18 protein-coding genes are annotated in these 22,476 nt (G+C 60.9%); 12 read left to right on the top strand and 6 right to left on the bottom strand.

The window, feature by feature from the left end; genetic code table 11:
• Nucleotides 1-19: 19 nt before the first annotated feature.
• Nucleotides 20-949 carry an AEC family transporter gene (locus ACXAH8_RS15810; RefSeq protein ID WP_475219789.1) on the bottom strand — a complete coding sequence of 310 codons (930 nt, stop codon included), beginning with the start codon at nt 947-949 and terminating at the stop codon, nt 20-22.
• Nucleotides 950-1,096: 147 nt separating this feature from the next.
• Between ACXAH8_RS15810 and ACXAH8_RS15805 the strand changes: the two genes are divergently transcribed.
• The gene (locus tag ACXAH8_RS15805) at nt 1,097-1,714 is read left to right on the top strand and encodes a TetR/AcrR family transcriptional regulator (protein WP_170472485.1); all 618 of its coding nucleotides are present in this window, start codon (nt 1,097-1,099) and stop codon (nt 1,712-1,714) included.
• A 77-nt stretch (nt 1,715-1,791) separates the two neighbouring features.
• On the opposite strand, the gene ACXAH8_RS15800 is transcribed toward ACXAH8_RS15805, so the two are convergent.
• The 3 genes from ACXAH8_RS15800 to ACXAH8_RS15790 are packed head-to-tail and all read right to left on the bottom strand — an operon-like array spanning nt 1,792 to nt 8,150.
• The gene (locus ACXAH8_RS15800; protein ID WP_475219788.1) at nt 1,792-3,162 is read right to left on the bottom strand and encodes an HlyD family type I secretion periplasmic adaptor subunit; all 1,371 of its coding nucleotides are present in this window, start codon (nt 3,160-3,162) and stop codon (nt 1,792-1,794) included.
• The gene (locus ACXAH8_RS15795) at nt 3,159-4,910 is read right to left on the bottom strand and encodes a type I secretion system permease/ATPase (protein ID WP_475219787.1); all 1,752 of its coding nucleotides are present in this window, start codon (nt 4,908-4,910) and stop codon (nt 3,159-3,161) included. Before ACXAH8_RS15795 ends, ACXAH8_RS15800 begins: the two co-directional genes overlap by 4 nt.
• A 60-nt stretch (nt 4,911-4,970) precedes the next feature.
• On the bottom strand, nt 4,971-8,150 hold the full coding sequence (locus ACXAH8_RS15790; RefSeq protein ID WP_475219786.1) for a beta strand repeat-containing protein: 3,180 nt from the start codon (nt 8,148-8,150) through the stop codon (nt 4,971-4,973).
• Between the two features lie 358 nt (nt 8,151-8,508).
• On the opposite strand from ACXAH8_RS15790, the gene ACXAH8_RS15785 reads away from it, so the two are divergent.
• The gene (locus tag ACXAH8_RS15785) at nt 8,509-9,465 is read left to right on the top strand and encodes a LysR family transcriptional regulator (RefSeq protein ID WP_475219785.1); all 957 of its coding nucleotides are present in this window, start codon (nt 8,509-8,511) and stop codon (nt 9,463-9,465) included.
• A gap of 18 nt (nt 9,466-9,483) precedes the next feature.
• Here ACXAH8_RS15785 and ACXAH8_RS15780 read toward each other — a convergent pair whose 3' ends face one another.
• On the bottom strand, nt 9,484-10,185 hold the full coding sequence (locus tag ACXAH8_RS15780) for a GntR family transcriptional regulator (protein ID WP_475219784.1): 702 nt from the start codon (nt 10,183-10,185) through the stop codon (nt 9,484-9,486).
• Nucleotides 10,186-10,263: 78 nt separating this feature from the next.
• Nucleotides 10,264-11,622, bottom strand: a complete 1,359-nt coding sequence (locus ACXAH8_RS15775; RefSeq protein WP_475219783.1) for a formimidoylglutamate deiminase — start codon at nt 11,620-11,622, stop codon at nt 10,264-10,266.
• An 82-nt stretch (nt 11,623-11,704) separates the two neighbouring features.
• On the opposite strand from ACXAH8_RS15775, the gene hutI reads away from it, so the two are divergent.
• The 10 genes from hutI (at nt 11,705) to ACXAH8_RS15725 (ending at nt 22,430) form a co-directional block, all read left to right on the top strand.
• Nucleotides 11,705-12,913, top strand: a complete 1,209-nt coding sequence (hutI, locus tag ACXAH8_RS15770) for an imidazolonepropionase (RefSeq protein ID WP_475219782.1) — start codon at nt 11,705-11,707, stop codon at nt 12,911-12,913.
• Nucleotides 12,910-14,448: a histidine ammonia-lyase gene (gene hutH / locus ACXAH8_RS15765; protein ID WP_475219781.1), complete on the top strand. Its 1,539-nt coding sequence runs from the start codon at nt 12,910-12,912 to the stop codon at nt 14,446-14,448. The genes hutI and hutH overlap by 4 nt, the downstream gene beginning before the upstream one ends.
• Nucleotides 14,448-15,239 (top strand): N-formylglutamate deformylase, encoded by a 792-nt coding sequence (hutG, locus tag ACXAH8_RS15760; RefSeq protein ID WP_475219883.1) that lies wholly within the window; start codon nt 14,448-14,450, stop codon nt 15,237-15,239. Before hutH ends, hutG begins: the two co-directional genes overlap by 1 nt.
• On the top strand, nt 15,236-16,918 hold the full coding sequence (gene hutU, locus ACXAH8_RS15755) for a urocanate hydratase (RefSeq protein ID WP_475219780.1): 1,683 nt from the start codon (nt 15,236-15,238) through the stop codon (nt 16,916-16,918). Before hutG ends, hutU begins: the two co-directional genes overlap by 4 nt.
• A 126-nt stretch (nt 16,919-17,044) precedes the next feature.
• On the top strand, nt 17,045-18,025 hold the full coding sequence (bioB, locus tag ACXAH8_RS15750) for a biotin synthase BioB (protein WP_475219779.1): 981 nt from the start codon (nt 17,045-17,047) through the stop codon (nt 18,023-18,025).
• Entirely contained in the window at nt 18,022-19,155 is a 1,134-nt protein-coding gene (locus ACXAH8_RS15745) for an 8-amino-7-oxononanoate synthase (RefSeq protein ID WP_475219778.1), read from the top strand. Before bioB ends, ACXAH8_RS15745 begins: the two co-directional genes overlap by 4 nt.
• On the top strand, nt 19,152-19,772 hold the full coding sequence (bioD, locus tag ACXAH8_RS15740) for a dethiobiotin synthase (protein WP_475219777.1): 621 nt from the start codon (nt 19,152-19,154) through the stop codon (nt 19,770-19,772). The genes ACXAH8_RS15745 and bioD overlap by 4 nt, the downstream gene beginning before the upstream one ends.
• Nucleotides 19,769-21,055 carry an adenosylmethionine--8-amino-7-oxononanoate transaminase gene (gene bioA, locus ACXAH8_RS15735; RefSeq protein ID WP_475219776.1) on the top strand — a complete coding sequence of 429 codons (1,287 nt, stop codon included), beginning with the start codon at nt 19,769-19,771 and terminating at the stop codon, nt 21,053-21,055. The genes bioD and bioA overlap by 4 nt, the downstream gene beginning before the upstream one ends.
• A complete protein-coding gene (locus tag ACXAH8_RS15730; protein WP_475219775.1) occupies nt 21,052-21,672 on the top strand; it encodes a pimeloyl-ACP methyl esterase BioG family protein in 621 nt (206 codons plus the stop codon). Before bioA ends, ACXAH8_RS15730 begins: the two co-directional genes overlap by 4 nt.
• The gene (locus ACXAH8_RS15725) at nt 21,669-22,430 is read left to right on the top strand and encodes a methyltransferase domain-containing protein (RefSeq protein WP_475219774.1); all 762 of its coding nucleotides are present in this window, start codon (nt 21,669-21,671) and stop codon (nt 22,428-22,430) included. The genes ACXAH8_RS15730 and ACXAH8_RS15725 overlap by 4 nt, the downstream gene beginning before the upstream one ends.
• The last annotated feature ends 46 nt before the right edge of the window (nt 22,431-22,476 follow it).

Genomic DNA, 22,476 nt, shown 5'->3' with positions numbered 1-22,476 from the left:
TTTTGGTGGGGTTGCACGCTCACAAAGCGGTAAGCCATCCGATGATCAGCGGAACCGTCAGAATACTGGCCGTCGTAGACAGCAGGATCGCCGCCGAGGCGCGATGAGGTGCAACCCCGTAATGCGCCGCCAGCATGTAGACATTGCCCGCAACCGGTAGCGCAGCGGCGGCAATCGCAACCGTGGCCGAGAAGGTATCGACTGGAACCAGCCAAAGCAGGGCGACGGCAACACAGGCGGGGTGGACGATCAGCTTGCAAAAGCTCAGCCAGCCCGCGATTTGAACCCGCTCGGCCGATTTACCAGCCAGCGAGGCGCCGATTGCAAACAGTGCTCCGGGCGTTGCGGCCCCACCCAGAATGGTCAGAAAATCATTCATCGGGCCGGGCACCGGAATCTGTAGCGCCGACCAGATCAATCCGGCCGAGATCGATACGATCATTGGATTCTTGAGCAACCCGACCCCGATCAGGCGCAGCGTTTTGACCGCCAGCTTTCCGTCCCGGCCGCCATTGATTAGGATCACAATGAGTGAGGAAAACACCACCAGATCCACCGCAAGGATCAGCATGACAGGCCCGATCGCGGCCTCAGACAGCAGCATGGCCAACATCGGCAGGCCGAGAAACCCGACATTGCCGATTGCAGCACACTGGGCCTCAACCGCAGCGGTCGGGATGTCGAGGCCCCGTACCCAAGCCACCAGCGACGCCAGAGCATAGACCGCCAGTGTGCCGATCAGATAACCGATGATCAGCCGCCCGTTGAAAATCTCAGCAAAGGGTAGGGTGGCGGCAAAGCGGAACAGCATGGCCGACAGGGCAAAGAAAAAGACGAATTTCGTCAGATAGGCGGTGGCTTCCTCTGTGAAGAACCGCGTGCGCCCGGCCCAGTAACCCAGGCCGATGATCACGAAGAAGGGAAGGGTGCGCAGAAAAATCTCGACCATGGGTACCCTCCTAGCATGGATTGCGCGACCTGCAAGTCACGGATCGAACGGCGTTTTGGGTGACGGCCCGTCAGAAAACACCAAGAATCGTTGTGTCTGAACAGATCGGTTTATAAATTCGATCCACAACCCGCTGAAGGAGCAATCATGACCCAATCCGCCACCATCCTGCGCACCGGCCGAAAATTCGACCAGGTTCTGCGCGGGGCCCGAGAAGTTTTTCTCGCGGATGGGTTCGAGGGGGCCAGTGTGGATGACATCGCGCGGGCGGCGGGTGTTTCGAAGGCGACGCTGTATAGCTATTTCCCCGACAAGCGCCTGCTGTTTATTGAAGTGGCGCAAACCGAGTGCCGCCGCATGGCCGAGCGTGTGATCTCGATGATCGACGAAACCAAACCTGTGCGCGAAGTTCTGACGATTACCGCGACGCAGTTGGTCAGCTTTTTCGTGTCGGATTTTAATCGCCAGATATTCCGCGTTTGCGTGGCCGAAAGGGACAGGTTCCCGGAACTTGGCCGGGTGTTTTATGAAGCTGGGCCTCAGAACGGTCAGCGCAAGATGGTCGAGTATCTGGAAAAGGCCGTCGCCAAAGGCGAATTGGTGATCGAGGACGTGACGATTGCAGCCGAGCAATTCGCAGAGTTGTGCAAAGTGCGCCTATGGCTGCGCGCCGCCTTTGGTATCCAGGAAGAGTTCTCCCAGGCCGAGATCGACGAGGTTGCCCTGCAAGCTGTCGACATGTTCATGGCCCGCTACGGCGTTTGACAAAGTGAAATGGCCTGCAGCCCCATCTGCAGACCATTCCCACTGGTTAAAAATATACTCGTTACCTGAGTACCCACTCACTCGATAAAGGTTTTGGCCAACCGGTCGCTGATGGGTTGTGACAGATAGGCGATCACGGCCCGCTCGCCGGTATTGACGAACAGATCAGCCGGCATGCCGGGCACCAGATCCAGCGCGGCCACCGCTTCGGGCTGCTGGTCGTCCAGTTTGACCCGCGCCTTGTAGTAGGGCTCGCCCGTGCGTTCATCTTCCAAAGCGTCGGCCGAGATATCGAAGATCTTGCCGCTGGCCTCGGGGACATCTGCCTGTGCAAAGGCCGACAGGCGGATGCGGGTGGACTGGCCGACCTGCAGCTTGTCAATGTCACCGGTCTTGACCCGCGCCTCGACAATCAGCGCCTGATCCGCCGGGACAATGTCCATGATGTGTTCGCCCGGACGAATGACGCCGCCCGTGGTCGAGGCGGCCAGATTGACCACCCGTCCGCTGGTTGGGGCCAACAGCTCGATCCGCTTGCGACGCTCGGCGGTGCCTGCATATTGCGGGCGCACGAGATCAAGTTGCGCTTCGACCACTGCCAGCTCGCCCGCGATCACCTCATCGCGCAGCTTTTGCTGGCTGATGAGCGTCAGTTCCAGTTCTCTGACCTGATTTTCCGCCTGCGCGATTTGCGTGCGCAACGAGGCATCGACACCGTAGAGCCGCTGTAGCTCAATCTGGCGCGAGCTGACGCGGGTGGCTGCCACCAACCCTTTGTCCAGCAGGGTCTGCAGGTTGGTCAGCTCGGTCAAAGTGATCTCAATCTGGTTCTGGGTTCTGACGCGCTGCTCGGCCAGCCCTTGGGCCTCGTCTTTCAGGCCCGAGATCCGCTGTTCGTTGATCCGGGTTTCTGTCTGGCGGGCGCGGGCTTCGGCGTCAAACAGCTGTTTCTGCGTCAGATAGGCGGAGGTCCAGTGAAGCCGCTCCATTCCCGCCTGAAAGCCAGTCATGGCCGAGGCTTCATCAAACCGGTCCTGACCGCTCATCTGTGCCAGCAGGCGGGCGCGGCGGACCGAAAGCTCACCCATCTGGCTGCCCAACACGTTCAGGTCGACGTCGATATCGGTGCTGTCCAGCCGGATCAGAGGTTGACCGGCCTGAACGAAATCTCCGTCGGCAATCAGGATGTCGCGGATGATGCCGCCGTCCAGATGCTCGACCGTTTTGCGATCGCCTTCGACCACGAATGAGGCCGGGGCAACCACCGCCCCGTCCAGCTTCGAGGCGAAGGCCCAATAGGCGCTGCCTCCGACAAAGGCCATCAGGGTGATCACGCCGACCCAGACATAGCGACCGATCCGGGGGGAGGCGTCCAAGATGTCGATGAACTCTGCCTCATTCAGCGACAGCGCATTGCGAGAGGCGGTGTGCGGGACAATCTGGGTCATTGGGCTGCTCCTGTGATTTGCGTTTCCGGGACGGGCTGAGGGGTCGGGCGGGTGCCCTTGCCCGAGCTGTCCAGAACATTGCGGCGGTTGACTTTCAGCACGTCTTCCTTGTCGCCAAACTGGGTCTGGGACCCGTTGCGCATGACCATGACCTTGTTGGCGGCCTGCAAGGTTGCGGGGCGGTGGGTCATGACGATGGCGATGGAGCCGCGGGCCTGAGTGGCCAGAATGGCATCGCGCAAGGCCTGCTCTCCTTCGGCATCCAGATCCGAGTTCGGCTCGTCCAGCACCAGCACAAACGGATCACCATAGAGGGCGCGGGCCAGGGCCAGACGCTGCCGTTGACCTCCGGACAGAAAGAACCCCTGACCGATGCGCGTTTCATAGCCTTCGGGCAGGGCGCTGATCATCTCGTGAATGCCAGCCTCCTGCGCGACGCGGAAAACCTCGGCGTCGTCGATGGCGACCGAAAAACGAGCGATGTTTTCGCGGATCGTGCCGTCGAACAGTTCGACATCCTGCGGCAGGTAGCCGATCTGTTTGCCCAGATCCTCGGCGTTCCATTTTGACATCGGACTGCCGTCCAACAGAACCTCACCCCGCTGCGGGTGCCAGATCCCGGCCAGCATTTTGCCCAGCGTCGTCTTGCCGGAGCCGCTATGGCCGATGACGGCTAGAACGTCGCCCGCGGCCAGATCGAAGTCGATACCCCGAATGGTGGCATTGATCGCGCGTGGCGGACCGGCCTGAGCGATTTTCACGTCCAGCGTCTTGAAGGCGCGGGGCAGGTGCAGGTTGGGTGTTTCTTCGGCGAAATCTTCGGTCAGCGCTTTGATTTTGGAATACGATCCGCGCGCGGCCAAAAATCCTCGCCATTGGCCGATGAGCTGATCAATTGGCGCCAGCGCCCGCGCCAACACGATGGTGGCGGCGATCATGACACCAGCGGTGGATTCGCCGGTAATGGCAAGGGCTGCGCCCAAGCCCAGAATGGCCGATTGCAGGCCCATGCGGATGGTTTTGGACAGGACCGAAAAGCCAGCGATCCGGTCAGCCGCGCGTGTTTTGTGCGCATGCGCGTCGATTTGCAGGGCGGTCCAGCGGCGCACCAGATCAGATTTCATACCCAGCGCGTGGACCAGTTCGGCATTGCGATCCGAAGTCTTGAACAGCGCGTCTGAGCGCCCTCGGGCCTCGGCCGCGTTTCGCATCGGTTTCTGCGCGCGGGCGTTGTTGATCAGCGCCATGACGGTCAGGGTGACGGCTCCGGCAAGTCCCAGCAGACCCAGCAGCGGGTGCAGGACATAGAGGACCAGCAGGTAAATGGGAATCCATGGCGCGTCGAAAAAGGCGGTCAGGGTCGAGCCCGAGATGAACTCACGAAATCCGTTGACGTCGTCGACCAGATTCTCAGCGCTCTGCGCCTCGCCCTGAACCCGGCGGCGCATGGCGGCCCCCAGAACAGGCGCACCGACGGCCATTTCGAACCGGGCGGCCAGGCGGCCCAGGATGCGCATCCGCATCAGGTCGAGACAGGCGATCACGACAAAGACGCCGCCCAACAGAAGGGTCAGCGCGATCAGCGTGTCGACATTCTGGCTGGTCAGGACCCGGTCATAGACCTGCAGCATGTAAAGCGGCCCGGCCAGCATCAGCAGGTTGAGAAACAGGCTGAAGAAAGCGACGGCAACAAACCCTTTGCGCAACGAGGCCCATGCGGTTTGTACGGGGTTGGATTTCTGAAACATCGTCTTGCCCTTTTCCGGTTTGGCAAACGGGGCGGTCAAAGCCGCCCCGTCCGTTTTCGATTAAGCTACGAAGTCGTCTTCGGTCAGGTCGGTGGTGTTGACGCCCGCCAGACGGACCGAACCTTCGGTGCCGAACGAGATCACAGCGTCGTTGCCATCCTGAGCAACATTCACAGCGCCGCCGAAATCGGGGCCGAAGTCACCGAATTGCAACTGGTCGAGGCCAACTTCGAAGTCCTGGATCACGTCGTTTCCGAAATTCGCGCCGAAGGTGAAGGTATCCGCACCTGCACCGCCGATCAGGATGTCATTGCCACCCTCACCCGAGATCAGGTCATCGCCGTCACCGCCGCTGAGTTTGTTGTCCAGATCACTGCCGATGATGATGTCACCATCGCCGGATCCGATAACATTCTCGATCGACTGCAGAACATCGACTTCGATCTGGTTGTCGATGACGTCCTGACCGATGACACCCGTGCCGCCTGTGGCGTTCACGTCCAGAGTGGCGCCGGCATCCACCAACGTGTCCTGCACGACCGGGCCATTGTTACCAGCCGGCGCGTTGTGCAGATGGATGGCCGAGACAACACCCGGGATCGGCGTGTTCAGGTCGGCTTCGTTCAGGCCCACAACGCTCAGCTCGCTGGAATAGGTCACCTCGCCTGTGTTCAGGTTCTGGGTGATGACCAGAGAGGCCTCGCCGGTGGCTTCGCTGTCCGAGGTCGGCCCCGGTTCCTGCGCCGCGTCCAGACCGCCGCTGAGGGTGACGGTGCGGATGCCATGCTCGGTCTCGACACTGTCCACCAGCAGCTGCCCGCGGATTTCGCCGCCGGGGAAGTCCGATGTGTGGATGTTGTAGTACAGGTTGCCCTGAAGCGCCTGTTCCACAAAGGCCGCACCATTGGCGATGTTCGCTCCGAACTGACCGGGGGCAGAGACCACGGCGTCCTTGACCGAGACATTGAAGCCCGTATCGCGGGTTGCCGTGCCGTTGCCATTGGCGCCCAGGCGTACCTCGACCGCGACATCCAGATCCCAGAAGTCGGCTGTGTCGACACCCTCACCACCATCGATGAAGTCATTGCCCAGACCACCGGTCAAAACATTGTCCGCATCGCCCGCGATCAGAACGTCGTCGCCAGCGCCACCGTCGATATTGCCGTTCGCGGTGCCCAGATCGACAAAGATGTCATCGCCAGCGCCCAGCAGGACGTTGCCGTTGATCACGCCTTCGTCGTCATTGACGATGGTCACGTCACCTGCATCCGAGGCGTCGATTGCATTGACCGTCCCGCGGATCTCACCTTCGTTCAGGATCGCCCCCAGAAGGTTCAGGCCACCGTCAACGCGGATACCTGCGGCTGCGTCCGAGGTCTCGGACCCTGCGATCAGGCCTTCGTTGACGACCACCCCGGCAAATCCGGCCTCGGACTGGCTGGTGAACAGGCGCAGGCCATCGCCGACCTGATTGCCCTCAACCGCGTCGCCGCGACCTTGCAGGGTGCCTTCGTTCAGGACAGCAGCCGAAACGATATCGCCTTCGACATCGCCGGTTTGCAGCGACACGGCCGAGCCGTTGTTGCCCAGACCCGCATCAACCAGACCGGTGTTGTTGAAGGTATAGTTGTCGGCAGTGCCATCGGCATAGACGGTGCCGTTGCGCTGATCGCCGGTGCCGAGGATTTCGCCTTCGTTGACGACCTCAAGTCCCTCACCGTCGATATTCACCGCACGGCTGTCCGACGTGACTGTTCCACGGTTCACAAACGAGCCGCCGGTATGATCGCCGGTGCCGAAGTAGACGCCGTTTTGCACGCCTGCGAACACGCCGCCTTCTTCGTTGACCAATTGGCCTTGGAAGTTGACGTTGTTCACAGCGCGGAACGCGCCGACGGTTCCGTTTGCACCTTCGGACAGGACGGTGCCTGCGTTGGTGATGGAGCCGGTGAACGTGCCAGCGTTGCCGACATTGCCGATGCGGATACCGTCGCCTGCGGCATTGGTGCCCGCCGCCGCGTTGCCGCGACCCTGGATCAGACCGTCATTGTTCAGCGTGAACGCGTTCTCGCCTGCGATCTCGGCGCCAAAGCCCGACCCTTCATTGCCTTCGCCTGCGTCGATCGTGCCTATGACCAGGTTGTTGACCGCGAAATCATCGGCGGTGCCGTCGGCATAGACGGTGCCGTTGCGCTGATCGCCTGTGCCAAGGATATCGCCGCCGTTCACAAGGTTCACACCGGTGCCGTCGATATTCACCGCGCGGCTGTCGGACTGGATCGTGCCGAAGTTCAGAACGTCCAGATCATGTGTGCCCTGACCGATGTAAAGCCCGTTTGCGGCCCCCTCGATCACCCCGGTCGAGGTGTTCAGGATCTCGCCCTCGGCGCTTGCACCATCCGCGATGCGGATACCGGCTGCGGTGCCTTGGGTGCTTTCCGATGTGATCAGTCCGCTGTTGAGGATCTCGGTCTCGAGGATCGTGCCCTCGGCCCCGTTGTTGATCCGGATACCGTCACCGGCCAGACCGGTGTTCGATGCCGCCTGACCACGGCCCTGAATGGTGCCGCCAAAGCCGTTGAAGATATCGGTTTCCACACGGTCACCAACCTCATCCCCGACCTGAAGCGAGATGCCAGCACCCTGATTGCCTTCGCCAGCATCCACGGTTCCGCCCGTGAAGTTCGAGATCGAGATATCCTCGGCGGTGCTGTTGGTGTAGATCGTGCCGTTGCGCTGATCTCCGGTGCCAAGGATGTCGCCGAAGTTGCGCACGTCAATGCCCTGGCCTTGAATGTCGACAGCGCGGCTTTCGGAGGAGATCACGCCGCCACGGAAATTATCCAGGCTGCCCGAGCTGTCGGGGCCTGCAAACTGAACACCGTTGAAGTCGCCCGAAATCTCACCAAAGTTGCGCACGGCGGCGCTGCCGGTGACCTGAACGCCGGTGGCCAGTGCATCGGGGCCGCTATTCGCCTCGATCACGCCCGAGCGGAAGTTGAATACGTCAACATCCTCGCCCTGCGCCTGAACGGCGGCGACGGCGTTATTGGTGACAATCTCGCCAAAGTTCAGCAGGCGCGAAAAGTCATTTGCCAGAACAAAGGCGGGCGTGTCATCCACGATCGTGTTCTGGAAGAAGTTGTTGAAAAGGGTTTGGCCGTCACGTGTGGTCTCTTGCGCCAGTGTTGACGTGGTCAAGAGACGGGCGCGCAGGCTTTCTACGAATTGGGACAGCATGGGTCACTCCGTCTGGTTTGTTGCGTGATGCAGGCGGCCCGTTCGATCGGGCAACCGACGCATCAAATCAGTAGCCCTGGCCCGTGGTCAGCGGAAATTCATGGTCCAAATTGGGGGTATAACCAACGCAAATACTCACGGGTTTCGTGAAGTCTTCGCTGGTCAGGGCCTTGATTCAAACGGCGATGCGATGGGAAAACGCGGGTCGCTCACTTATTTGATGACGACGTTTCACCTATTTGTGACGGGATGTGCGGGTCAAATTCACCTCAAATCGCTGTCCGGGCTTCTGAAACAATGGGGCAGCGCGTAGTGTTACAGGTACCTTGACCTATATATTTGTTTGAATTGCCCCGTCATGAACCTGAGAGACTTGGAATACGTCATTGCCATCGCAAAGCATGGCCAGTTCAGTCAGGCAGCCGCGGCCTGCAACGTGTCCCAGCCAGCGATGTCCAATCAGATCAAGAAACTCGAACAGGAGTTGGGGGTCGAGCTGTTCCTGCGTCTGAACAATGAGGTCCGCCCGACGGCCTGCGGCGCGCGGATCGTCGACATCGCAACAAGGATGCTGAATGACGCGCAAAAGATCCGCGACACCGCGACCGAGTTCCGCGACCCCGAGGCGGTGGCCTTCACCATCGGCATGACGCCCACGCTGGCCCCGTATCTGACCCAGTACTTCTCAGAGCTGTTCAGCACCTTGTTCCCGCGCATGCGGGTGACGATGATCGAGGACCTGCCGCGAAACATGTTGCAGATGGTCGAAGATCACACGCTGGATCTGGCGCTGGTGGCCAAGATCAACAACAGCGACGCGCTGGATTTCACCTCGATCTGGTCCGAGCCTCTGTATCTAGCGCTGCGCGAGGGGCATCCGCTGCATACTCTGCCCTCGATCTCTGCCGATGAGGTGCCGGTGCATGATTTCATCCGTCTGCCCCATAGTTTCGGCTACGCGTTGGAAGAGAGGTTGCCCAAACAGACCCTCTCGAGCCGTATCGGCAAGCGGTTTGATCTGACCGCGTTGCGGTTCGAGACGATCTGCCGACATATCTGCCACTCTGACGATTGCACGATTGTCTCTGCCCTTGCGGCCGAGCAGTTCAAGCGGGACAACTGGCCGCTTTGCTTTATTCCGTTCGAAGGGCCGGGCCATCTGCGCGATCTGGGGGCGGCGACGCGGCCCAATTGCCCGCGCAAACCGATACTGGCGCGGATCGGAGAATACATCCGCGAAAACCCCCCGGTCGGCGTGATCCCGACCTATCAACCGGAGGAAGTTGATCCGCCGAAACAACCAGCGACGGTCTGAGCGTTTTCGGCAAATGGGTTAGTAGGTGGTCCGCATCTGATAACCTTGATGGAAGGTCATTCTGACAAATGTGACCGGTTTGCTTTGGAACCATGTCGTGCGTTCCAGTTGGAACAACGGTGTGCCCGGTGGCACTGACAGAAAGTCTTGCAACTGCCCGGTGGCCGGAACCGCCGAGAAGGCGATCTCAGCGTTGGAAAAGGGAACCTCGGATAGCAGCCATTCATTGGGGCCGGTGGTCAGAAAGCTCTCATTCACCACGTGAGGCACGGCATCGACACTGATCCAGCGCTCTTCGAACTGAAAGGGACGGTTGTCGGCGTGATGCATGCATTGAAGATGCAGGATTTGCGCGCCTTCCTGCAGGCCCAGCTTGGCCTGCAGCCACGCGGGGCAGTCGATCTGCGTACGGCTGACAAGCGCATAGCGGTACTCGGCATTCATATCCTCGATCGTCTGGCGGACAACGGTAATCGGCAGTTTGGCCTGTTTGACCGGGGTCGTAACGACCCGGGTGCCGCCTTTGCGTTTACGAGTGATGATGCCCTGTTCCGCCAATTCGCGCAGCGCGCGGTTCACGGTGGCGCGGGCGCAGCCGAACTCGGCGGCCAGTTCCAGCTCGGTCGGAAGCAAACTGCCCTGAGGCCAGATGCGGCTTTGGATACGGTTGATCACCTCGTCACGGATGTCCTGAAAACCGATATTCTTCTGTTCAGTCACGATCTGATCCCGTTTCCTCAATAAGCTTGTTCATAATATGTATCGCAGGCGACTCTCGCGTAAAGAGGATGCCGAGCGTTACAAGTGAGGCAATATCTCGTTTATGGCTTTTCTGTACCGCGCCACGATCTGGTCACGTGCTACGTGGCGCCCCTCCTTGACCTTATGCCGCCCGGCCGACCAGAGGTCGGTAACAACCCTGTCCTGTGCGGCGAACACAAGCCCGTCCAGCAACTGGTTCGGCCGCAAAGCACAAAGCGCCGGATCACTGCTGTCGATGGCGACAAGGTCGGCCAAAGCGCCCTCGGCGATCTGTCCCGCGTCGCGGCCCAACGCTTGCGCTCCGCCCGTCGCGGTGTCGCAATAGAGGGTTTGTCCGACGGACCCTTCGCCAACCACGAGCACATTGCGGGACAGGTCGCGCAGGCGTTGGGAGTACTCCAGCGTCCGAAGCTCTTCGGTCAGTGAAATCCGGACATTGGAATCCGATCCCACGCCGAACGCGCCGCCTGCAGACAGGTAAGCCGCGCCATTGAACGGGCCGTCGCCCAGATTGGCCTCTGTGATTGGGCAAAGGCCAGCGACAGCGCCAGAGGCCGCCAATGCGCGCGTCTCTTCATCGGTCATGTGTGTGGCGTGGATCAAGCACCACTGCCTGCCGACAGGGGCATTACCCAGCAGCCATTCGACCGGGCGCGCGCCCAGGCCAGCCTGCACCTGCGAAACTTCCTTGGGCTGCTCGGCTATATGGATATGGACCAAACCCACGTGATGGCTCAGCACTTCTTTCAGATCGGCGGGTGAGGTCGCGCGCAGAGAATGCGGGGCAATACCGACCCGGGCGTCCTCAGGCAGTGCAGCGCTGGCCGCTTTGGCCTCGTCCACCAGTTTCAGGAAACGGGTCACGTTGTTGCCGAACCGCTGTTGCCCGGGTTCCAACGGCACTTCTCCGACTCCGGCATAGGAGTAGAGGACGGGCAGATGCGTCAGACCGATACCTGTTTCGACGGCGGCAGCCATGATGCGGTCGGATAGCTCGGCCAACCGCTCATAGGGTGCGCCGCTGGGTTGATGGTGCATATAGTGGAACTCTCCGACGGAAGCGAAACCAGCCTCCTGCATCTCCATATAGACTAGTGCCGCGATGGCCTGAATCTGATCGGGCGTTAGTTGGGCGGTGAAACGATACATCACATCGCGCCATGTCCAAAAGCTGTCGCGCCCGGCGCGCCGGTATTCGGTCATGCCAGCCATGGCCCGCTGAAAGGCGTGACTGTGCAGGTTGGCCAGTGCAGGCAACAGGGTGTCGACCGTGACATCTACGTCCTGCGCTTTGGTGTCGGCTGTCACAGCGGTGATGTGCCCGTCCTTCAGGTCCAGCCTGACATTTTCTGCCCAACCTGTTGGTAGCAATGCGCGCTTCGCGAAGATGGTCATGTGGCTCTCCATTTTATGGATAGACATAAAACATATTGGAATGTACTAGAAAAGAGAGAATTGCATCCAATGCGAGAATCAAATGCCCACAACCCGCATCCTGAAGGACCTGAGTGCCGCAACCATGGTAGAGAATGGCGCGCCCTATGGTGTGATCGAATCAGCAGCGATTGTGATCGAGGGCGAAAAAATCGCATGGGTTGGGCCGCAGGCCGCATTGCCCGAAGCCTATGCCGGGTTGTCTGAGAGGTCCTGTGCAGGCCGTCTGGTGACACCCGCTCTGATCGACTGCCACACGCATGTCATCCACGGCGGCCACCGCGCGGTCGAGTTCGAGATGCGCTTGAATGGGGCGAGCTATGAAGAGGTCGCGCGCGCCGGTGGCGGCATAATCTCAACGGTAACGGCCACGCGCGATGCCAGTTTGGATGACCTGATCGCTCAGGCGCTGCCACGTGTAGATGCGATGCTGGCCGAAGGTGTCTCGGTCATCGAAGTGAAATCCGGCTACGGGTTGGATCGCGAGACCGAACTGACCATGCTGCGCGCCGCGCGGGCTTTGCAAGACCACCGTCCGGTGCGGGTCATAACCAGTTTTCTTGGCGCCCATGCCGTGCCTGTGGAGTACAAGGGCAATCCGGACGCATATATAACTGAGGTTTGCATTCCGACCCTGCGGGTCGCCCATGCCGAGGGGCTGGTAGATGCGGTGGATGCCTTCTGCGAAGGGATTGCCTTTCTGCCCGACCAACTCGTGCCGTTGTTTGATGTGTCGCGTGATCTTGGCTTGCCGATCAAACTGCACGCCGAACAGCTGTCCAATCTCGGCGGTGCAAAGCTGGCGGCCAGCTATGGCGCACTGTCAGCGGATCATATCGAGTATCTCGATGATGAGGGCGCGGCGGCGATGGCGCGCTCGGGCACAGTTGGTGTGATCCTGCCCGGTGCTTTCTATACACTGCGCGAAACGCAATCTCCGCCCATTGACCTGCTGCGCAAGCACAATGTCCCGATGGCTTTGGCGACGGATTGCAATCCGGGTTCGGCCCCGATGACCTCTCTGCTTTTGGCGATGAACATGGGCTGCACCCTGTTCCGCATGACGCCCGAAGAGGCGCTGAAAGGTGTTACGCTCAACGCGGCCCGCGCGCTGGGTTTGCGCGATTGCGGCCAGATTGTACCCGGAATGCGCGCTGATTTGGCGATCTGGAACGTCACTCACCCGGCCGAGCTGTCCTATCGCATCGGCTTCAACCCGCTACACACTCGCATTATCGGAGGCGCAGTTTGACCACCCTGACCCTTACACCCGGCGCTGTTTCTCTGGCGCAGTTGGAGCAGGTTTTCCGAGACGAATGCGCCGTGCAGCTAAATCCGGTATGCCATCCCGGCATTCTGGCTGCCCACGCGCGCATCGCGGATGCCGCTGCGGGTGAGGCCGCAGTCTACGGTGTCAACACAGGCTTCGGCAAACTAGCCAGTGTCAAGATCGCGGCAGAGGATACGGCGACCTTGCAGCGCAATCTGATCCTATCGCATTGCTGCGGTGTCGGCCCTGCGGTCCCGCGGGCGCATGCACGGTTGATGATGGTCCTGAAGCTACTCAGCCTTGGGCGCGGAGCCTCGGGCGTGCGGCTGGAGTTGATCACGCTTCTCGAGGCTATGCTGGCCAAGGGCGTCACGCCTGTGATCCCAGCACAGGGCTCGGTCGGGGCCTCTGGTGATCTGGCGCCGCTGTCGCATATGGCGGCTGTCATGATGGGCGAGGGTGAGGCCGAATATGGCGGCGAGGTCTTGCCGGGTGCTGAGGCGTTGGCGGCAGCTGGCCTGACGCCGGTGGGGCTTGGCCCGAAAGAGGGTCTGGCGCTGATCAACGGCACCCAGTTTTCGACCGCTTTTGCTTTGGCAGGGCTGTTTGGAGCCTGGCAAGCGGCGCAGAGCGCGCTGGTCACATCGGCACTGACCACGGACGCCATCATGGGATCCACGGCACCGTTGCAGCCTGAAATCCACAGTCTGCGCGGCCATCGCGGCCAGATTGAGGCCGCAGCCACGATGCGCGCCCTGCTGGCCGGATCGGTGATCCGCGAAAGCCACCGCGACGGCGATACACGCGTGCAGGACCCGTATTGTATCCGCTGCCAACCGCAGGTCGTCGGTGCGGCAATGGACGTGATCCGACAAGCCGCTACGACGCTTGAGCTTGAGGCGAACGCCGCCACCGACAACCCTCTGGTCCTGTCCGAGGCCGGGTTGATCGTTTCGGGCGGTAACTTTCATGCCGAACCGGTTGGTTTCGCCGCCGACATGATCGCGCTGGCTTTGGCCGAGATCGGAGCCATCGCTCAACGCCGCATCGCACTGATCGTCGATCCGGTCCTCAGCTTTGATCTGCCGCCCTTCCTGACCCCCAATCCGGGGTTGAACTCGGGCCTGATGATTGCCGAGGTCACGACGGCGGCTTTGATGAGCGAAAACAAACATCTCGCCAACCCCTGCGTGACGGATTCAACGCCAACCTCCGCCAACCAGGAGGACCATGTCTCAATGGCGGCCCATGGCGCGCGGCGTTTGGGGCAGATGGTTACCAATCTGGAGCGTATTCTGGGGGTCGAATTGCTCTGCGCCACGCAAGGGATCGAATTCCGCGCGCCATTGCCCACCAGCGAAACTCTGCAAGGCGTGATGGCCAGGTTGCGCGCTGTGGTGCCGCCTTTGGGGGACGACCGCTATACCGCGCCGGATATTGAGGCAGCCTCGGCCCTGATTTCCAGCGGTGAGATCGCGCATAACACAAGTATTGCCATGCCGGAGTTGGGCGCGTGATGGACCCGGTTGAGGTCACCCGAGGCGATAGCCCCATCGTTTTGGGCCTGCCCCATACGGGCACCTATGTGCCACCAGAGATTCAGGCCAAGCTGAACGCGCGGGGCAGGGCGCTGACGGATACGGATTGGCATGTCCACACGCTCTACGACGGGTTGTTGCCCGGGGCGACGACAGTCCGCGCGAGTTTCCACCGCTATGTGATTGACGCCAATCGCGATCCGTCGGGCGTGTCGCTCTATCCCGGTCAGAACACGACGACACTGGTTCCGCTGACCGATTTCGATGGGAATGGGATCTGGGACCAGCCGCCATCCGACAAAGACATCGCAGATCGCCTCGCCGCGTTTCACACGCCCTATCATGCCGCGCTGATGGCCGAGATGGAGCGGGTCAGGGCGATCCACGGCATTGCCATCCTCTATGACTGCCACTCGATCCGCAGCACCATTCCGTATCTGTTTGACGGAGTTTTGCCCGATATGAATCTGGGCACAAACAACGGCACGACCTGCGCGTCTGAGATCGAGGCAGCGGCCCATGAATTTGCCGCCTCATCACCCTATAGCACTGTTTTGAACGGGCGTTTCAAGGGCGGCTGGACGGCGCGCCACTATGGCCGCCCGGCTGAGGGTCTACATGCCATTCAGATGGAGCTGGCGCAATCCACCTACCTGACGACCGAGCGCCCGCCATGGTCCTATGACGACCGCAAAGCCGAACGTTTGCGCCGCTGGCTATTCGACATTCTGGACGCCGTCCAAGACACAGCATTGGAGCTTGCATCATGACCGACCCTCGCAAGAACACCCGTGATATCTATCCACCCACCGGGCCAGAGTTGAACACCAAAAGCTGGATGACCGAAGCGCCGCTGCGGATGTTGATGAACAACTTGCATCCGGACGTGGCCGAGAACCCGCATGAGCTGGTTGTGTATGGCGGCATCGGGCGTGCGGCGCGGACGTGGAACGACTTCGATATGATTGTCGACAGCCTCAAGGACCTGGAAGAAGACGAGACACTGGTTGTGCAATCCGGCAAACCTGTGGCCATTGTGCGGACGCATACGGATGCGCCTCGGGTGCTGATCGCGAACTCGAACCTCGTGCCACATTGGGCCAACTGGGATCACTTCAACGAGCTCGATAAAAAGGGCCTGATGATGTACGGCCAAATGACCGCTGGCTCGTGGATCTATATCGGCACGCAGGGCATCGTGCAGGGCACTTATGAGACCTTCGCTGAGGCCGGACGTCAGCACTACGGCGGCGACCTGACCGGAAAGTGGATTCTGACCGGCGGTCTGGGAGGAATGGGTGGCGCGCAACCATTGGCAGCGGTTTTCGCCGGGGCCTGCTGTCTGGCGGTCGAGTGCAACCCGGACAGCATCGACTTCCGCCTGCGCACCAAATACCTGGACGAAAAGGCCGAAACGCTGGACGAAGCGCTTGAGATGATCGACCGCTGGACCAAGGCGGGTGAGGCGAAATCGGTCGGCCTGCTGGGCAATGCTGCCGAAATCTTCCCCGAGATTTACGCCCGGATGCAGGCCGGTGGCATGCGCCCCGATATCGTTACCGACCAGACCAGCGCCCATGACCCGGTCAACGGCTACCTGCCGCTGGGCTGGACCATGGCGCAGTGGAAGGACAAACGCGAAAGCGATCCCAAAGCGGTTGAAACTGCCGCGCGCGCCTCGATGAAGCAACATGTCACTGCGATGGTCGATTTCTGGAACGCGGGCGTGCCGACGCTGGACTACGGCAACAATATTCGCCAAGTGGCGCAAGATGAAGGGCTCGAGAACGCCTTTGCCTTCCCCGGTTTCGTGCCCGCCTACATTCGCCCGCTGTTTTGCCGCGGGGTCGGCCCGTTCCGCTGGTGCGCTTTGTCCGGCGACCCCGAGGATATCTACAAAACCGACGCCAAGATGAAAGAGCTGTTCCCCGAGAACACGCATCTGCACAACTGGCTCGACATGGCGCAGGAGCGTATTGCCTTCCAGGGCCTGCCCGCACGGATCTGCTGGATCGGTCTTGGGGATCGTCACAAAGCGGGGCTAGCCTTCAACGAAATGGTGCGCAACGGAGAACTAAAAGCCCCGGTTGTCATTGGTCGGGATCACCTCGACAGCGGGTCCGTGGCCTCGCCCAACCGCGAGACCGAGGCGATGAAGGACGGCTCGGACGCTGTTTCGGACTGGCCGTTGCTGAATGCGCTGGTGAATACGGCCTCGGGCGCAACATGGGTGTCTTTGCATCATGGCGGTGGGGTCGGCATGGGCTTTAGCCAACACGCGGGCGTGGTCATTTGCGCCGATGGTACCGATGCAGCGGCCAAACGGTTGGAGCGGGTTTTGTGGAACGATCCGGCCTCGGGCGTGTGGCGCCACGCAGATGCGGGGTACGAGGATGCCAAGGCTTGTGCCCGCGAACACGGTCTGCGGTTGCCGGGTATTCTGGGATAGCCCTCGGTCAACGATCCGCGAATTGATGCGTCATATTGAACTTGTGATGCATGCCGGGTTGCGTCGTGACATTTTATAGATAATAAACTCGACGCAAAGCAAGCTGCCGAAAGTTTTATAGATAAAATGATCATCCCTCATTCCGGCTGGACCAAAAAATCCGCGCAAGCTGTTCATGATCTTCCGCTGATGGATCTGTTGTTCCGGGCGCAAACCGTCCATCGCGAGCATTTCGACCCCAACAAAATCCAGACCTCGAAGCTGCTGTCGATCAAAACCGGAGGCTGCGCCGAGGATTGTGCCTATTGCTCGCAATCGGCCCGCAACGGCTCGACCCTGCCTGCCTCCAAACTGATCGAGGTGCAGCGTGTTCTGGCCGAGGCGAAGAAGGCAAAGGATGGCGGCGCGACGCGGTTCTGCATGGGCGCTGCCTGGCGTGAGCCCAAGGCGCGGGACATGGCGGCTCTGGTCGCGATGGTCGAAGGCGTCAAGGCCATGGGGATGGATACCTGTATGACGCTGGGCATGCTGGACGACACACAGGTCGTGCAGCTGCGCGATGCAGGCCTTGACTACTACAACCACAATATCGACACGTCCGAGCGCTACTACTCCGAGGTCATCACGACCCGCACCTTCGCCGACCGGATCGATACGATGAACCGAGTGCAGGAAGCGGGGATCAAGGTGTGTTCCGGCGGCATTCTGGGTATGGGCGAGCATACGGGCGACCGTATCGACATGCTGCTCACGCTGGCCAACATGCAGCCCGCGCCGGATTCGGTTCCGATCAACATGCTGATGCCGCAGGCCGATACACCTCTGGCCGATGCCGAGCCGATCGACCCGATCGACTTTGTGCGCATCATCGCGACGGCGCGTATCCTGATGCCAACCTCCTACGTTCGCCTGTCCGCAGGCCGCAGCGAGATGAGCGACGAGATGCAGGCGATGTGTTTCTTCGCCGGTGCGAACTCGATCTTCGTGGGTGAAACGCTGCTGACGGCGGAAAACCCCGAAGAGGACACCGATATGATCCTGTTCGCCAAACTTGGTCTGCAAGCCGAGAAAGCCGGGGATCAGGCGGGCCAGGAAGCCGCTGAATGAAGGCTGCTGCTCGGCTCGAATCCATGCTCGACACCTTGCAGGCCCGGCATCGCCGCCGGGTCCTGACGCCTGCGTCGGGATTGGATTTCGCGTCGAATGACTATCTGGGCCTTGCCGGATCGCAGCTTCTGCAAGAGGCCGCGCAAGAGGCCTTGTCGCGCGGTGTTCCGGTTGGCTCTGGCGGCTCTAGGCTATTGCGCGGCAATCACGCCGAGCATGAAGCGCTGGAGGCCGAAGCCGCCGCGTTCTTTGGGGCCGAGGCGGCGTTGTTCATGGGTGGTGGGTTTCAGGCCAATCAGGCGATTTTCGCAACCCTACCTGCGGCCGAGGATCTGGTCCTCTTTGATGCTTTGGTTCACGCCAGCGCGCATGAGGGCATGCGCTCTTGCCGGGCCGATCTGCGGTCGTTTCGGCACAATGATGTCGGCGACGCGCGTGAAAAGGCGCAGCAGTGGCGGACCGAGGGCGGCGCGGGCCAAATTTGGATCGCGGTCGAGAGCGTCTATTCGATGGAAGGGGATCTGGCCCCTCTTTCCGATCTGGCGGGTTTGGCGCGAGAGCAGGAAGCTGTTCTGGTCGTCGACGAAGCCCATGCGACCGGCGTGTTCGGACCTCAGGGACGGGGGATGGCGCATGACCTCGACTGCCATCTGTTGACGCTGCACACCTGCGGCAAAGGTCTGGGCGTTGCCGGAGGGTTGATCTGCGGCCCCAAGGTCATGATCGACACGCTGATCAACCGCGCACGCCCCTTCATTTTTGCCACCGCGCCGTCGCCTTTGAATGCCGCTTTGGTTCGTACGGCCCTTGAGGCGCTGGCTGCTCAGACAGGTCTGGTCGACGACGCCCAGAAGCGAATTGGCCATGCCCATGATGCGGCGCGCGCAATTGGAATTGCTGCGGCTGCGCTCAACAGCCAGATCATTCCGGTCATTCTGGGCGATGATGCGCGCACGATGACGATGGCGCAGGGCTTGCAGACGCAAGGGTTCGACGTCAGGGGCATCCGCCCGCCAACGGTACCGCGCGGGACGTCACGCTTGCGGATTTCCATCACCGGCAATGTAGATAGCGCCGATATCTCGGCCCTGTTTAACGTTTTGGCGGCATATCAATCGGAGGCCGCATGAGCGCGCTGATCATCACTGGAACCGACACCGGCGTCGGCAAGACTGTATTCTCCGCCGGTCTGACGGCCGCCCTTGGAGCCACCTATTGGAAACCGGTGCAATCCGGGCTTGAGGATGCAACCGACACCGACGTCGTGCGCACCCTGTCGGGGGCCGAGGTGCTGCCTGAGGCGTATCGCCTGAACATGCCCGCTTCGCCGCATCTGTCCGCCGAGGATATGGGGGTCGAGATCGACCTTGCCCAACTGGCATTGCCGCGGGGCGAAGGCCCTCTGGTCGTTGAAGGGGCAGGGGGGGTGATGGTCCCTCTGAACCGGCAGGTGTTCTATCTGGACCTCTTCGCGCAGTGGAAAGCCCCGGTGGTTCTAGTTGCGCGCACCGCGCTTGGCACGATCAACCACACGGCTTTGTCCCTGATGGCATTGCGCAATGCGAGGTGCGATGTCGTTGGCGTTGCCTTCGTTGGCGACCCTGAGCCGGATGTCGAACAGACCATCGCACAGATGTGCAAGGTGCGGCATTTGGGGCGTATACCCTATCTCTCGGACCTGACCCGTGAAAACCTGGCCGATGCGTTCCAAAGCATCGACCTTGATGCGATCCGGAGGGCTCTATGACCCCGCTGGAATTTGACGCCCGACACCTGTGGCACCCCTACACCCATGTGCTGGATCCGGGCCCGATGCATCTGATTACCAGCTCCGAGGGCGTCTGGTTGACGCGTGAGGACGGTGGGCAGATGATCGACGCCATGTCCTCCTGGTGGTGTACCGTTCACGGCCATCGTCACCCGGCAATTATCGAGGCGATGCAGGCCCAACTGGCGCAACTACCGCATGTCATGTTCGGAGGCCTGACTCACGCGCCCGCCGTTGAGCTGGGCCGAAGGCTGATCGGAATGCTGCCCGAGGGTCTGGATCGCATCTTTTACAGCGACAGCGGCTCGGTCGCCATCGAAGTCGCGTTGAAAATGGCGGTGCAGTACCAGATCGCAAAAGGCCGAAGCGCGCGGTCAGAGTTCGCCACCATTCGGGGCGGCTATCACGGTGATACGTGGAAAGCGATGAGCGTGTGCGACCCGGTGAACGGGATGCACGGACTGTTCAAGGGCGCTCTGTCCATCCAGCATTTCTTGCCACGCCCGGCCATTCGGTTCGATCAGGACTGGTCGGAGGACCCCTCAGAAAACGGGATGTTGGCACTTGAGCAGTTGTTGGACGAAAAAGGCGACAAGATCGCGGGGCTGATCCTGGAGCCTGTCGTGCAGGGTGCGGGCGGGATGTATTTCTACCATCCGAACTGGCTGAAGGGGGCACGGGCGCTGTGTGACGCGCATGACGTGCTACTGATTTTCGATGAAATTGCCACGGGCTTTGGCCGCAGTGGCGAGCTGTTTGCCATGGACCACGCGGATGTGGTGCCTGACATCCTGTGCCTCGGCAAAGCCCTGACCGGAGGGCACATTACACTGGCCGCCACCATCGCAACCGAGGCGGTTGCGCGCGGCATCGGCGAAAGCGAGGCCGGTGTGCTGATGCATGGCCCGACCTATATGGCCAACCCTCAGGCCTGCGCTGCAGGTGTTGCCAGTCTCGATCAATTGGTCCAACGCGACTGGCGGGCGGAAGTCGCAGGGATTGCGCAACAGATGCAGGTCGAACTCGCTCCGGCTCGTGACTTGCCCGGTGTTGCGGATGTGCGGGTTCTGGGCGCCATCGGCGTGATCGAGATGAAGGACCGTATCGACCCTGCAGTGGCCCATGGCCTCGCCCCAAAAACAGGCGTCTGGCTGCGTCCGTTTGGGCGCAATATCTATTGCATGCCGCCCTACATCATCTCGCCCGATGAGCTGAGTCTAGTGACTGCAGCCATGGTCGATCTCGCCGGAGGCGCCGGATGAGGCATCACTGGCTGGCACGCTCGGATAGCCCCGATCTGATCCTCGTGTTCGGGGGATGGGCGTTGGGTCCTGCGCCGTTCTCCTGCCTCACAGGTGGGGAAAATGTGCTGTTTGTTGAGGGTTATAACCGGCTGGATGACCCGCTGCCAGACTTGTCGCGGTTCGATCGCGTAGACTTGCTGGCCTTCTCTTTCGGCGTCGCCTCGGCCGCGCATTGGCTGAACCAATCAGGGATGCGTCCAGACCGTATGGTCGCCGTCAGTGGAACGCTGAACCCCGCAAGTGCCGAGCAGGGCATCGCACCCGATATGATCCGCGCAACGGCGGATCAATTGTCTCAGGCCAGCTTTACCAAATTCTGCCGCCGCGCGGGCATGATCGGAGAGGTTCCCGAACTGGATATCCCGTCGGCTCGGGCCGAGTTGCGCGCGGTGATCGACCGTGGCCCAGCTGCAGATCCGGGTTTTGATAGTATTTGGATTCCACCGCGCGACCGCATTGTGCCAACCAAAGCGCAAAAGGCAGCATGGGCCTCGCGTGCCGATAGTGTCCGAACAGTCGAAGGTCCTCATGTCCCGTTCCGCGCGGGGCAAAGCTGGGCGGAGTGGCTGGCATGACAGTGCAACTCTCGGACCGGGTTCAGCGTAGCTTCAGCCGTAGCTTTCAAAGCTATCACGACACCGCCTGCCAACAGGCCTGGGTGGCAGAGAAACTGGTGGAAGAGATGCGCCGACATGGCGCCCCGGCCAAGTTTGAACGCGGATTTGAGTTGGGGTGCGGAACTGGGCATTTCACGCGGCTTCTGTGTCAATCTCACCGATTTGACAGCCTCACCCTGAATGATATCGCACCCGAAGCTGGCCAAACGGCAGATGAGGTGGGCGCGCAGTTTATCTGCGGCGATGCGCGGCGGGTGATCTGGCCCGAGAAGACCGATCTCTTTGCCTCGGCGTCGATGATCCAGTGGATGGAAGACCCGCAGGTGCTGTTGGAACGGGCTGCGCGATCCCTCGCACCGGGCGGCTGGTTGGTGATTTCGGGCTTTGGACAGCAACAATACAGGGAACTTAGCCAAATCGGCACCTCGGCCCGTGCCCCTGGTTTGTGCGACCCTGACCAGATGGCCGCCGCCGTTGGGGCGCATATGGAGGTGCTTGCGACAGGCGAGGCCCTTCGTCCCTCGTACTTCCCCACGCCGCGCCACGTTCTGCGCCATTTGCGCAAGACCGGCGTCAACGGGCGCGCGAAGAGTGTCTGGACCAAATCCACACTCGCCCGGTTCGAGGCAGAGTACACACGCCGGTTTCAGACCGAAAACGGCGTCTCTCTCAGCTATCATCCCGTCTGGATCGTCGCGCGCAAGCCGCAGGTCTGAGGCCTCGCGGTTAGTACCTCGCGTCCGTCTTTTCAGCGTTTGCAGG

The organism is Ruegeria sp. ABV3_008 (assembly GCF_056161185.1).
Note: the sequence above shows the minus strand (reverse complement) of the source record. Positions and strands in the feature narration are given on the sequence as shown.

What these genes read in the sequence shown, in the direction of transcription:
- bioB (WP_475219779.1), top strand. Translation starts at nt 17,045, where the DNA reads ATGATCATCCCTCATTCCGGCTGGACCAAAAAATCCGCGCAAGCTGTT.
- bioA (WP_475219776.1), top strand. Translation starts at nt 19,769, where the DNA reads ATGACCCCGCTGGAATTTGACGCCCGACACCTGTGGCACCCCTACACC.
- ACXAH8_RS15775 (WP_475219783.1), bottom strand. Translation starts at nt 11,622, where the DNA reads ATGACCATCTTCGCGAAGCGCGCATTGCTACCAACAGGTTGGGCAGAA.
- hutU (WP_475219780.1), top strand. Translation starts at nt 15,236, where the DNA reads ATGACCGACCCTCGCAAGAACACCCGTGATATCTATCCACCCACCGGG.
- ACXAH8_RS15785 (WP_475219785.1), top strand. Translation starts at nt 8,509, where the DNA reads ATGAACCTGAGAGACTTGGAATACGTCATTGCCATCGCAAAGCATGGC.
- ACXAH8_RS15725 (WP_475219774.1), top strand. Translation starts at nt 21,669, where the DNA reads ATGACAGTGCAACTCTCGGACCGGGTTCAGCGTAGCTTCAGCCGTAGC.
- hutI (WP_475219782.1), top strand. Translation starts at nt 11,705, where the DNA reads ATGCCCACAACCCGCATCCTGAAGGACCTGAGTGCCGCAACCATGGTA.
- ACXAH8_RS15795 (WP_475219787.1), bottom strand. Translation starts at nt 4,910, where the DNA reads ATGTTTCAGAAATCCAACCCCGTACAAACCGCATGGGCCTCGTTGCGC.
- ACXAH8_RS15745 (WP_475219778.1), top strand. Translation starts at nt 18,022, where the DNA reads ATGAAGGCTGCTGCTCGGCTCGAATCCATGCTCGACACCTTGCAGGCC.
- ACXAH8_RS15730 (WP_475219775.1), top strand. Translation starts at nt 21,052, where the DNA reads ATGAGGCATCACTGGCTGGCACGCTCGGATAGCCCCGATCTGATCCTC.
- ACXAH8_RS15800 (WP_475219788.1), bottom strand. Translation starts at nt 3,162, where the DNA reads ATGACCCAGATTGTCCCGCACACCGCCTCTCGCAATGCGCTGTCGCTG.
- ACXAH8_RS15790 (WP_475219786.1), bottom strand. Translation starts at nt 8,150, where the DNA reads ATGCTGTCCCAATTCGTAGAAAGCCTGCGCGCCCGTCTCTTGACCACG.
- bioD (WP_475219777.1), top strand. Translation starts at nt 19,152, where the DNA reads ATGAGCGCGCTGATCATCACTGGAACCGACACCGGCGTCGGCAAGACT.
- ACXAH8_RS15805 (WP_170472485.1), top strand. Translation starts at nt 1,097, where the DNA reads ATGACCCAATCCGCCACCATCCTGCGCACCGGCCGAAAATTCGACCAG.
- ACXAH8_RS15810 (WP_475219789.1), bottom strand. Translation starts at nt 949, where the DNA reads ATGGTCGAGATTTTTCTGCGCACCCTTCCCTTCTTCGTGATCATCGGC.
- hutG (WP_475219883.1), top strand. Translation starts at nt 14,448, where the DNA reads ATGGACCCGGTTGAGGTCACCCGAGGCGATAGCCCCATCGTTTTGGGC.